The sequence below is a fragment of the Vibrio sp. TRT 29B02 genome (assembly GCF_050113655.1).
GTDB lineage: Bacteria > Pseudomonadota > Gammaproteobacteria > Enterobacterales > Vibrionaceae > Vibrio.
In genome coordinates this window covers 34,262-46,151 of the sequence record NZ_JBNJOJ010000010.1, presented here as the reverse complement: position 1 = coordinate 46,151, position 11,890 = coordinate 34,262, and the positions used below count along the sequence as shown (strand labels likewise).

General features: G+C 43.9%; 7 protein-coding genes. All 7 read right to left on the bottom strand.

Annotation, left to right across the window (positions count from 1 at the left end; all coding sequences use genetic code 11):
• Window positions 1-3 precede the first annotated feature (3 nt).
• Window positions 4-1,920, bottom strand: a complete 1,917-nt coding sequence (locus ACQEXT_RS08005; RefSeq protein ID WP_426951420.1) for an ABC transporter ATP-binding protein — start codon at window positions 1,918-1,920, stop codon at window positions 4-6.
• Window positions 1,901-2,140 (bottom strand): glutaredoxin family protein, encoded by a 240-nt coding sequence (locus tag ACQEXT_RS08000; protein ID WP_331416265.1) that lies wholly within the window; start codon window positions 2,138-2,140, stop codon window positions 1,901-1,903. Before ACQEXT_RS08000 ends, ACQEXT_RS08005 begins: the two co-directional genes overlap by 20 nt.
• A 7-nt stretch (window positions 2,141-2,147) precedes the next feature.
• Window positions 2,148-4,271: a bifunctional 23S rRNA (guanine(2069)-N(7))-methyltransferase RlmK/23S rRNA (guanine(2445)-N(2))-methyltransferase RlmL gene (gene rlmKL, locus ACQEXT_RS07995; RefSeq protein WP_426951489.1), complete on the bottom strand. Its 2,124-nt coding sequence runs from the start codon at window positions 4,269-4,271 to the stop codon at window positions 2,148-2,150.
• 471 nt (window positions 4,272-4,742) lie between these two features.
• Entirely contained in the window at window positions 4,743-5,288 is a 546-nt protein-coding gene (locus tag ACQEXT_RS07990) for a cell division protein ZapC (RefSeq protein ID WP_138972367.1), read from the bottom strand.
• A gap of 181 nt (window positions 5,289-5,469) precedes the next feature.
• A complete protein-coding gene (pyrD, locus tag ACQEXT_RS07985) occupies window positions 5,470-6,480 on the bottom strand; it encodes a quinone-dependent dihydroorotate dehydrogenase (protein ID WP_331416263.1) in 1,011 nt (336 codons plus the stop codon).
• A gap of 87 nt (window positions 6,481-6,567) precedes the next feature.
• The gene (locus tag ACQEXT_RS07980; RefSeq protein ID WP_426951418.1) at window positions 6,568-11,409 is read right to left on the bottom strand and encodes an NAD-glutamate dehydrogenase; all 4,842 of its coding nucleotides are present in this window, start codon (window positions 11,407-11,409) and stop codon (window positions 6,568-6,570) included.
• Between the two features lie 186 nt (window positions 11,410-11,595).
• Window positions 11,596-11,814 (bottom strand): DUF2835 domain-containing protein, encoded by a 219-nt coding sequence (locus ACQEXT_RS07975; protein WP_269376760.1) that lies wholly within the window; start codon window positions 11,812-11,814, stop codon window positions 11,596-11,598.
• Between the last annotated feature and the right edge of the window lie 76 nt (window positions 11,815-11,890).

Here is an 11,890-nt window from a genome sequence, read left to right as displayed (position 1 = left end):
ATCTTAACTTTCCTGTTGCATCGCTTCGAGCTCTTCCCAGCGTTCGAAAGCAATCTCAAGCTCCTGCTCTGTCGCAGCTAGCTTATCTAATACGGGTTGCGTCTGCTCTACGGGTTTGGAAAAGAAATCAGCACTGTTAACCTGCTGTTGCAAGTTTTCAATATCCACTTCTAATTGTTCGAGTTTGGCTGGCAATGCTTCTAACTCGCGCTGTAGTTTATAAGATAACTTCTTAGGTTTGCTCTTTGTTACAGCGGTTTTGGGAGTTTCCTCAACCTGTTTAACGCTCGACTCAACTTTTTCGCTATTACGCGCTTTTTTAACCTGAAGACGTTGTTGCTGTGCGTCGTGGTAGCCACCGACAAATTCCTCAATAACACCATCGCCTTCGAATATCCAACTGTTGGTCACGGTGTTATCGACAAACTGACGATCGTGACTGACAAGCAACAATGTACCCTGATAATTGGCAAGTAAATCCTCTAAAAGTTCCAATGTTTCGATATCTAAATCGTTAGTTGGTTCATCAAGTACCAACAAGTTATTGGATTTAAGAAAAATACGCGCCAAAAGAAGACGGTTTTTCTCACCACCAGACAAGGCTTTGACCGGTGTTCGCGCGCGATGAGGAGCAAATAGAAAATCCTGCAAGTAACTCAGCGCATGACGCTGTCGACCACCAACCATCACCTCTTGCTTACCATCAGCAAGGTTATCGATAACAGATTTCTCTGGATCAAGCACTTCACGATATTGGTCAAAATACGCGACTTCTAGCCTGGTACCACAATGAAGCTTGCCTTGCGAAGGCTTGAGCTCATCCAACAGCAATTTAAGCAAGGTACTCTTACCACAACCATTAGGACCGATTAGAGCGATACGGTCACCACGCATGATGTTGAAAGAGAAATCTTTAACAATGGCCTTACCTTCAATGCTGTAACCAAGATTTTGCGCTTCAAATACGATTTTGCCTGAGCGTGATGCATCATCAATCTGAATGTTCGCCTTACCCTGCACATCGCGGCGATTGTAGCGTTCCTCTCGAAGCTTCTTAAGTGCGCGGACGCGACCCTCGTTACGGGTACGACGCGCTTTGATGCCTTGACGAATCCAGACCTCTTCTTGAGCAAGCTTTTTATCAAACTCGGCGTTTTGCATCTCTTCGACGCGCAGCATCTCTTCTTTTTCAACGAGGTAATTATCATAATCACCAGGAAAAGACGCTAACTTACCGCGATCAAGATCGACGATGCGTGTAGCCATAGACTTGATGAATGCACGGTCGTGAGAAATAAAGATAATCGAACCTCGGAAATCCTTTAAAAAGTTCTCCAACCATTCGATTGTCGTCACGTCGAGGTGGTTAGTAGGCTCGTCAAGCAACAAAACATCAGGATCACGCACCAAGGCACGCGCTAGCGCTGCTTTACGCTGCCAGCCACCAGACAAATCCGTCAGCTTGGTGTGACCATCAAGATTTAGCGCGTCCATAACATTTTTAATGCGATCTTCGAAACGCCATGCGCCCGAGTGTTCAAGCTGCTCTTGAATTCTAGCCAATTTGTTGATGTTTTTTTCAGAGGCATCATGAGCAATCAGATCTAACTGATCTTGGTAGATCTTTAGTTGTTGACCGATTTCTGCTAACCCACCAGCAACGTAATCGAAGACTGTCCCTTCTTCATTGCGCGGCGGATCTTGTTCTAAGCGAGAGACGACAACATCTTGAGTAACTGTCAGCTTGCCATCATCTAATAGCACCTCACCCGCCAGAACTTTCATTAAGGTAGATTTGCCCGCACCATTTCGGCCAACCAAACAGACTCTTTCATTGGTTTGTAGAGCGAAGTCAGCATGGTCTAGTAAAGGATGATCACCGTATGCCAGCAATCCGTTATTAATTGTAAGTAATGCCATTATTGCGTAACCAAACTTTTAATTGTTCCAAATCAAACGGCCAATTCAACTCATTACCTTGGCAACTGAGCACCGGAATAGTGACGCCGTAACGAGAAAACAGCTCATCATCGAAAGCTATATCGATAATCTCGACTTGATCTGAAATGTGGAGTTGTTGAGTTAGGGAAAATGCCATCTCACAAAGATGGCACCCTTCTGTACTGTATAACGTAATCACGTCAACGTTATTCCTTGTGTGTTATCACCCAGCAGTTGTGGATATGCTTGTTGCGCGAAAAATCCATAGGTAACGTTTGGTGAGAAATGTTATTCGCTTGGAGTCCTAGGTCTGCAAGCGACTCTAAATCCATTTTAAAGTGACGTTTGTTATTCGAGAACACTATCGTACCGCCAGAGCGAAGCAGACGTTTTAAGTTTTTCATTAGCTGAATGTGATCGCGCTGGACATCAAAACTCTGTTCCATACGTTTAGAGTTAGAAAACGTCGGTGGATCGATAAAGATAAGATCAAACTGAGCAGTCGATTTCTCTAACCACTGTAAGCAGTCTGCTTGCTCAAATCGGTGTTGACGACCAACCTGCCCGTTGAGCTTCATGTTCTCTTTCGCCCACTCAAGATAGGTATTCGACATATCAACCGTCGTTGTGGATTTTGCGCCACCACACGCCGCATGAACGGTGCCAGAGCCTGTGTAAGCAAAAAGATTAAGGAAATCCTTACCCTGAGCCATTTCACCCAGTTTACGTCGGGTAATCTTATGATCGAGGAATAAACCCGTATCCAAGTAATCGTGGAGATTAACGGAAAGCTTTACACCATACTCATTGACCACAAGTGTCTCTGACTGTTGAGACAGCTTCTGGTATTGAGCACGACCTTTCTGTTTTTCTCGTACTTTAAGTACCACCTTATTCGCCGGTGTACCCGTCACTTGAATCGTGGCACGGATAATGTCCGTCAAACGGCGCTTGGCCTTCTCTTCGGGAATGTCCTTAGGTGCGGCGTACTCTTGAATAACCAACTGGTCTAGGTAAACGTCAATTGCAACGTTATAGTCAGGCAAATCCGCGTCGTAAACACGGTAGCAATCTAGTTTCTCTTTACGCGCCCACTTACCAATCTTAGCGATGTTCTTTTTCAGTCTGTTTGAAAAATCCGGTGCAACCAATGATTCTGTGACATTGTCACTTGAGTCTTGAGCAGCTCGCTCACTAATAGAATAGTTCTTCTGGTGACACGGTAACGCACCATTATTCAATTTGAACTGCTTGTCTGCTCTCATACGCAAACAGCTCAGCAATTCATCTGAACTAGAGAAAATTGATGCCTGACATCCACCAAATTGCGATTTTAGCTGTGCGCCAAATGCGGTGTATAGAGCGATTAAACCAGGATGAGTGCCTAAACGTTCACCGTATGGTGGGTTACAAACAATAACCCCTGCTTCGAATCCTTCTGGTCGCATAATCTCTGCGGCGTCACCCTGTTTGAACTCAATCAATGAATCAACGCCAGCTCGACGTGCGTTATCTTGAGCTGTTTTTAGTACACGAGCATCGTTATCAAAGCCGAAAAACTTAGTGTCAATTTTTTTGACACCACGACGAGCCTGCACTGAAGCTTCAGATTTAATCTCTGCCCAAAGCTCTGGTTCAAAATCTTCTAAAGACTCAAAGCCCCACTTAGCACGGTTCACACCTGGAGCCATGTTAGCAGCCATCATCGCTGCCTCGATAAGTAATGTACCTGAACCACACATTGGGTCTAGTAATGGTTTATCCGCACTCCAACCACTTCTGAGGATGATTGCAGCGGCTAACGTTTCGCGTAGAGGCGCGCGACCCGATTCTGTACGATAGCCACGTTGGTGCAAACCACCACCTACCATATCTAGGCCAAGGATGGCTTTGTCCTTGTGCAGGCGCACATGGACACGAAGATCGGGTTGATCTTTACTGATCGAAGGACGAGGTAAATTCTTCTTCTCATAACAATCCACTATGGCATCTTTGACCTTCATTGCACCGTACTGGCTATTGCGGATTTCGCGGTTAGTACCATTGAAATCAACGACGAACGTCTTAGAACTGTGGAATTGATTAACCCAGTTCACTGAAGAAGAGGCAAGATAGAGATCCATATCATCGTTACAGGTGAACTCTGAGAGTACACGCACAAAACGGGATGCCAAACGACTCCATAGGCAGCAACGGTAAATCTGCTCGTTGCTCGCCTTGAAGCGAACACCAGCTTGTACTGGCTTAGCGTCGTTGATCCCCAGCTTAGTTAGCTCATCAACCAATAGGTTTTCTAAACCATTGGACGTAACCGCAAGATATTGATGCATAGTGATGTTTTTATTCTGTAGAAAATGACCCCGCATTATACCTGACATCATCACTTTATCGTTAGTTCATTCCAGAATTTCCCATCAATTATCTCTTTAAACGTTCATTTACTCGCCTCTTCATCGTTTGTAGCCAAATTTCACTAGGCAAACTTTTCGAAAACTCACCCAACGAAAAATCAAGCCCTCCGACCGAAGTGAATACTTATTCCCATTGAAATTGGTCTATACCAAGTCTGCTTTTTAATGAAATTAAGTTACAGTTTTCAGCTAAATGAGGAATTTACGTGCACTTGTATGCGCTAGAGGTGTTCTAGTGAGTAAAAATCAATCGCTTCGTTCGGTTAAAATTTGTACAAGAATCACATTTAATTGACTGCTAGGTCGTATCAACCCAGCCAAATTTTAGGCAAAAAAATGCCAGCGTTGAGCTGGCGGGAAATGAAACAAAGGAACGATAACTAATTTATGTCAGCTAACCAAAGCGATTGGCTGAGCATGGAAATGATGGTTGCAGACCACGAGACGGTCATGCATAACTTTAATCGCTTGTCCAAATTGAAGGCTTTTAGCGCCATTTAAAGCGAACTCTTCCAAACATACGTACGCACATAAACTGGCGCACTCTCCTACTTCAAGAACGATAAAATATCCGTCGCTGTAGGCGTTGCTTAGACGAATTAAGTCACCCTCTTCTGGGGTCATCTGTCCGTCGGACAGATTATCGAAAAACCAGCTCTTAGGTTGTACAGGTTTATGGAAGCGCTTTGCTGCGACACAGTACAAAGCCAACTCTGCTTGTCTAGGTTCACTTAAACCTAATAGCGTGATTTGTTCTTTGTAAGTTTGAAATGCAGATGCATCATCAACTGAGAATTCATTGACGCCAATTGCGCAATCGACAATCAGCTTACGTGGAAGGTTGGTCTTGAATACCATATCATCACCCAGATCCAACATCAGATGCTGTTCTGCGTCATCATAGTACCAAGTCCATTTGTCATTGGGTTTAAGCATCGTTCCATCTCTGTATTGTTGTGTGAAATTAGGTAAAACGCTTAATTACCTTTCCAAGTAATATCTGGATTTTATTAGTTCAGAGATGAAAAAAAAGAGGAAATGAAAACTCATTCCCTCTCAATTAATGCTGTTTGTTCGGCGTATTGATTTAGTGACAATGTCACTAAGCCTTTAAACTTTAGAGATTTTTTACAATATCGCGTACTAGGCTTGGGCCGTGATAAATGAAACCAGAGTAAACCTGAACCAGCTGAGCGCCAGCCATCATTTTTTCTTTCGCTGCAACATACGAATCAATACCACCAACACCAATTACTGGGATCTGATCTTGTAATTCTTCATGTAAGCGGCGAACCACTTCAGTACTGCGCAGTTGCACAGGACGACCACTTAGCCCCCCTGCTTCATTAGCATGCTTCATACCCTCTACAATAGAGCGATCTAATGTAGTGTTGGTAGCAATGACTGCGTCAATCTTGTTATTGAGCAGTGATTGACAGATCTGTTTGATCTCGTCATCGCTAAGATCCGGTGCGATCTTCAGTGCCAGCGGGACATATTTGCCGTGTTTTTCGGCTAACTCTGCCTGTTTAACTTTTAGCTCTGATAATAATTCATCCAGAGCTTCACCATATTGCAACGAGCGTAATCCCGGCGTGTTTGGTGATGAAATGTTTACCGCGATATAGCCGGCATACTCATAGACTTTTTCCATACAAATTAGGTAGTCTTCAGCACCTTTTTCAATCGGAGTATCTTTGTTTTTGCCGATATTGATGCCAAGCACACAGTCGAACTTAGCTTTCTTCACGTTCTCAACTAAGTTGTCAACGCCTAGGTTGTTGAACCCCATACGGTTGATAATGCCTTCCGCTTCAACCAGACGGAACAAACGTGGCTTGTCATTTCCAGACTGAGGTCGCGGTGTGACGGTCCCTACTTCAACAAAGCCAAATCCCATCGCATCAAATGCTTCAATGCATTCGCCGTTTTTATCTAAACCTGCTGCCAAGCCGACTGGATTACGAAATGTTAAACCCATGCATTCGACGGGACGGTGTGGTAACTGCTGGCGATAAAGAAGATCGAATGGTGTGCCAGTAAAACGTTTGAAGTTTTGAATTGCAAGATCATGTGCCTTTTCGGCATCAAGTTGGAAAAAGCCAGTTCTGGCTAGACGGTAAAGCATTGTGCCTCCGAAAGAAAAAAGCCCCGTGTAAACGGGGCTGTATTATTAAATGTTTTACCGATTAATTCAACGAATTATAGCAATCGTTTACTCATTTGCTGAACAATTCAAGTTAAGCAACATCAGTTCACGTAGCGCTACCGAGAATTTTGCAAATTCATGCACTGAACCTACTTTAAATTCATTGAGGATATTTTCCCAACGATGTAGCGATACTTCATTTGTCACGATCCACTCATCAAGCGCTTTCATCACATCGAAATCTTCCGGTGCACAAGCACAGCTGAGAACTTGACCTGTTAGCTGACGTTGTTGCCAATCTAGATCTTCACGGAAAGCGGCACGTGCCAGTGCTTGCCAGTGGTTGTCTACTGCTTGGCCATTAATCTGTTTCAAGAACCAGTGCAGTGACAAACGATCGCCTAGGTTGTAGTAAAGTTTTGCACTTTGTTCGACAGTTTTGCCTTTTTCACGCGCTACTGTAGAAATATCCAGTACTGAGTACAAACTAGAGAGACGAGCAACATAATTCGCAAGTTCTGCTTCAATGCCCTGCTCGATCCAGTCTTGAGCCATTTGGTTGTGCTCTTTCACTTCGGAAGGAACAAGCATATCATCCAAGTGTTGCTTGATGGTTTCTACATCAGCTTGGTAAAGCTCTATCAAAGATTTAACGCTCTGACGTCCACTGCGGTTACGCAAGATCCAGCGAGATAGACGACGTAGAGTACGGCGTACGTAGAACATCATGTCATACTGAGCAACCGTTAATGCGTCGTTGTCTAGCTTACGGATATGTTCGAGAACTTGGCCAAGACCGAAGATTTCACGTGATGCAACATAAGCGTTAGCAATATCAACGACATGTGCGCCGGTTTCTTCTTGAAGACGAGTGACAAAGTTGCACCCCATCTCATTCACCATCTGATTTGCTAACGCAGTAGCAATAATTTCAGAGCGTAGCGGATGGTTAACCATTTGCGCTGAATAGTTACGGCGTAACTCAGTTGGGAAGTAATGAGTTAACTGCTGCGCATGGAATTCATCATTGGCGATGTCTTCGTGTACCAGTTCTTCTTTAAGCACCATTTTACCGTACGCAACTAACACAGCTAGCTCTGGACGAGTTAGAGCCATGCCTTGTTTTTCGCGTTCGATTAGCGTCTCATCATCAGGGATGTACTCAAGTGCACGGTCAAGGTACCCTGCTTTTTCCATTGTATGAATAAAGCGAATTTGCTCTTTGACTAAAGAAGTGCCTTGCTGTTCAGTCACCGAAATCGATTCTGACTGACAGTAAGCATCTTCCAGAACAATCTGACCCACTTCATCTTCCATCGACTCAAGGATCTCGTTGCGCTGTTTAACAGTAAGATCACCATTGGCAACCAAACCATTTAGGAAGATCTTGATGTTAACTTCGTTATCCGAACAGTCTACACCGCCAACATTGTCGACGAAGTCCGTATTGACACGACCACCAGTTAGAGCGTATTCAATACGTCCCAACTGAGTCATACCCAAGTTACCACCTTCACCCACAATCTTAGCTTTCAGATCGCGACCATCGATACGCAATACATCGTTAGCACGGTCGCCAACATCCGTATGCGTTTCGGTCGATGCTTTAACGTAAGTACCGATACCACCATTCCATAGAAGATCAACTTCCATAGATAGAATCATTTTGATCAATTCACTTGGTGCGACTGACGTTTTCTTAGTACGCAGCATTTTCTGGATTTCAGGCGTCAGTGCAATTGATTTTGCGCTACGCAAGAAAATACCACCACCCTTAGAAATAAGATCCGCGTTGTAATCTTCCCAGCTAGAGCGAGGTAGATTAAACAGACGATTACGCTCTTCCCAGCTTGTTGCTGAGTCTGGATTAGGATCAATAAAGATGTGCATGTGGTTAAATGCCGCTTGGAGACGGATATGTTTAGATAGCAACATACCGTTACCAAACACATCCCCTGCCATATCACCAACACCAATAGCGGTAAAGTCAGTGGTCTGACAGTTTATGCCCATTTCACGGAAATGACGTTTGACCGATTCCCAACCGCCTTTAGCAGTAATACCCATGGCTTTGTGGTCGTAGCCATTTGAACCACCGGAAGCAAATGCATCACCAAGCCAGAAGTTGTACTCTTCTGACACAGAGTTAGCCAAATCTGAGAACGTCGCTGTACCTTTATCAGCGGCAACAACCAAGTATGGATCGTCCTCATCATGACGAACAACATTCTTAGGATGAACAACTTCACCTTCAATGATGTTGTCGGAAACGTCTAGTAATGCACGGATGAAACGTTTGTAACAACGTTGACCTTCAGCAAAAATCTCATCACGTCCGTTAAGCGTGTGCTGACGTTTACAAACGAAACCACCTTTAGCGCCGACAGGAACAATGACCGTGTTCTTAACTTGCTGAGCTTTAACCAATCCCAAGATTTCAGTACGGAAATCTTCTTGACGATCAGACCAACGTAACCCACCACGTGCCACTTTACCGCCACGCAAGTGAACACCCTCGATATCAGGTGCATAAACAAAGATTTCAAACGCAGGTACCGGTTGAGGAATCTCTGGAATCTCGGTTGGTTTCATCTTCAACGATAGCCAAGGCTTAAACTGCTTGTTATCGTCGACTTGATAGTAGTTAGTGCGTAGTGTTGCCGTGATCATTTCCATGTATCGACGGATGATCCGATCGTCGTCCAAGCTCTCGACATGATCAAGTTGCTCTGTAATATGAGCAATCAGTTCACTTTGCCCTTTCTGGCTACCTTTGAATTTTGGTTCAAAACGTTTAGTAAATAGATCAACTAGACCTTTCGCCAAATCAGGATAATGGCTAAGAGTATCCTCGATGTATTGTTGACTAAATGGGAAGCCCACTTGACGCATGTAGCGAGCATAAGCACGCAAGATCGAAATTTCGCGACCTGTCAATGAAGCGCCAAGAACTAAGCGGTTAAAGCCATCACTCTCTAGTTCGCCTGCCCAGATAGCAGCAAAAGCTTGTTGGAAGCGATCTCGAGCTTCACGAAGATCGACACTCTTTTCGCTCTTATGAAGCATTGAGAAGTCGAGGATCCAGAATACTTGACCGTTCGTTTTGCGAACTTCATAAGGCGACTCACCAATCACTCGTAAACCAAGGTTTTCTAGCATTGGCATCACATCAGAAAGGTGGATTGGCTCATCACGGTGGTATAGCTTTAGACGGACAGACTTCGAATCCGCCGCCAACTCTTGTGGACGATAAAAAAGCATTCCAAGTTTGTTATCATCACTGAGTTTTTCTAGACGTTCAATATCCGCAACTGCCGAGCCAGGCATAACATCTTCTTTGTACGAACGAGGGAAAGCACGAAGGTATTCTTTCGCTAAAGGCAGGCCTTTACTCTCACCAAAGTTCGCTACGATCGCTTCTGATAAACGATCATCCCAAGTTGAAGATGCTTCCATTAAATTTTGCTCAATCGTTTTGACGTCTACGCCCATGTTGTTGTTATCAACACGAACAATGTAATGTGTACGAGCGAGAGGGCTCTCTGAGAAGTAGGTAGTAAATTCGACTTCTTGTTCACAGCCAAAATACTGTTTCAATATGCGCTGTGTTTGACGGCGAAGTTCTGTGTTGTAACGATCTTTTGTCACATACACCATACAACTGAAGAAACGACCAAACGGGTCTTTGCGAACGAACAGACGCAGCAGATCGCGATCTTGCATCTGAACAACACCCATACCGACTTCTAGCAACTCTTCTTCTTTTGCTTGAAGTAACTCATCTCTTGGGTAATTTTCTAGAATATTGTGAAGTGCTTTGTAAGAGTATGATCCTTCGCGATAGCCACTCGCTTCAAGAATACGGCCTACCTTTTCACGGATCAGAGGGATACTCGCAACACTTTGGTTGTACACCGCTGATGTGTATAAACCTGTGAAGCGATGCTCACCAATCACCTTGCCGTTTTCATCAAACTTCTTGATGCCAATGTAGTCAGTATAGGCAGGGCGATGGATGCGTGAAGGTTGGTTACCTTTAGTGACGATCAATAGGAAAGGTTTCTTCGCTTCTAGTCGTGCAGAATCAGGGAAGTCCGAAAGTTTGACAGTACGAACACGGTCACGGCTTGCAAACAAACCAAGTCCTTTATCCGCAGTAGGTCTAAGCTCTGTATCACCATCGACAGTAACAAGATCGTATTCTTTGTAACCCATGAAGGTAAAGTTATGACTGCCTAACCAGCGTAGGAACTGGATAGATTCATCATAACGATCACGCTGAATCTCAATCTTACCCTGCTGCGCCTCAACTTTTGTGGTCACTTCTTCTAATTTTTCGACCATCAGTAACCAGTCTTGAACAACCAAGCCGGTGTCGTTAAGAATGCTCAACAGCTCTTCTTTAAGTGCCGCCATCGCTTCTTTGTCACTCAGACGGTCAACTTCAATATGGAAGAGAGATTGAAGTACGCCCTCACCTTGGTTAATACCGGTAATCGCCCCTGTCTTAGAACGAGCGATTTGAGTCGGACCATGAAGCATTAAGTGTGATGAAAGATCCAAGCGGCTTAGTGCCATTTTTACTGAGTCGACCAAAAATGGACTATCAGGTACCACAATCTCAACGATTGTATGCGTTGATTGCCAGCCTTGGCGACTTACGGTTGGATTAAAAACTCGAACAGAAATCTCGTCAGCTTTTTTCTCATTGATATGGTGCCAAAGTGAAACTACTGCGCCATACAAGTCAGATTCGTTACGTTCGACCAAATCGTCCTGAGAAATGTTGCTAAATAAATGTTGAGCAAGTTGGGTGACTAGGGGTTGATGAGCAAGCTCGAGTTTGTCTTGAATAAGTTTGTAAACTTTTTCAAGCAGAACCGGCATCAATGTTTCACGCGCGGTCATAATCACACTCCACAATTAGAATTGTATGTATTTTGGGGATGTTGTAAGCATAGTGCTTAACACGGGTAATGCCGCTTTATTGTAAAAGCTTTATTGATAAATAGTTAATTCTTTTGGGAGTGGTAGGAGGTGAAATGTTTGATAATGTGACTGATGTTCTATTTAAACTTCTATAAAATCAGTTGCTCACAGAAGTTCTAACTCTAAAAACTTATTATTTTGGTCAGTTGTTAATCTAAAACGTCCTTTTAGGCCAATTTGACTAAGAAAAGGCCTGAAACGCGATGCAGGCAATTGTAGGCGTAAGCCATTGTCAGTCACCACTAAAACATTGCTTGCTGCCCCACTGTAGTGTGCGAGAAAAGTTTGATAACTGATGTTGAGAGTAAAATAGTAATGCTTCATGAAATCGGTAAAAAAAGTCACGTTTTATCTGACAGTGATAGATAACTGTATATATAAACAGTAGCACTAAAAAGTG

What these genes read in the sequence shown, in the direction of transcription:
- ACQEXT_RS08005 (WP_426951420.1), bottom strand. Translation starts at nt 1,920, where the DNA reads ATGGCATTACTTACAATTAATAACGGATTGCTGGCATACGGTGATCAT.
- rlmKL (WP_426951489.1), bottom strand. Translation starts at nt 4,271, where the DNA reads ATGCATCAATATCTTGCGGTTACGTCCAATGGTTTAGAAAACCTATTG.
- ACQEXT_RS07990 (WP_138972367.1), bottom strand. Translation starts at nt 5,288, where the DNA reads ATGCTTAAACCCAATGACAAATGGACTTGGTACTATGATGACGCAGAA.
- pyrD (WP_331416263.1), bottom strand. Translation starts at nt 6,480, where the DNA reads ATGCTTTACCGTCTAGCCAGAACTGGCTTTTTCCAACTTGATGCCGAA.
- ACQEXT_RS07980 (WP_426951418.1), bottom strand. Translation starts at nt 11,409, where the DNA reads ATGACCGCGCGTGAAACATTGATGCCGGTTCTGCTTGAAAAAGTTTAC.
- ACQEXT_RS07975 (WP_269376760.1), bottom strand. Translation starts at nt 11,814, where the DNA reads ATGAAGCATTACTATTTTACTCTCAACATCAGTTATCAAACTTTTCTC.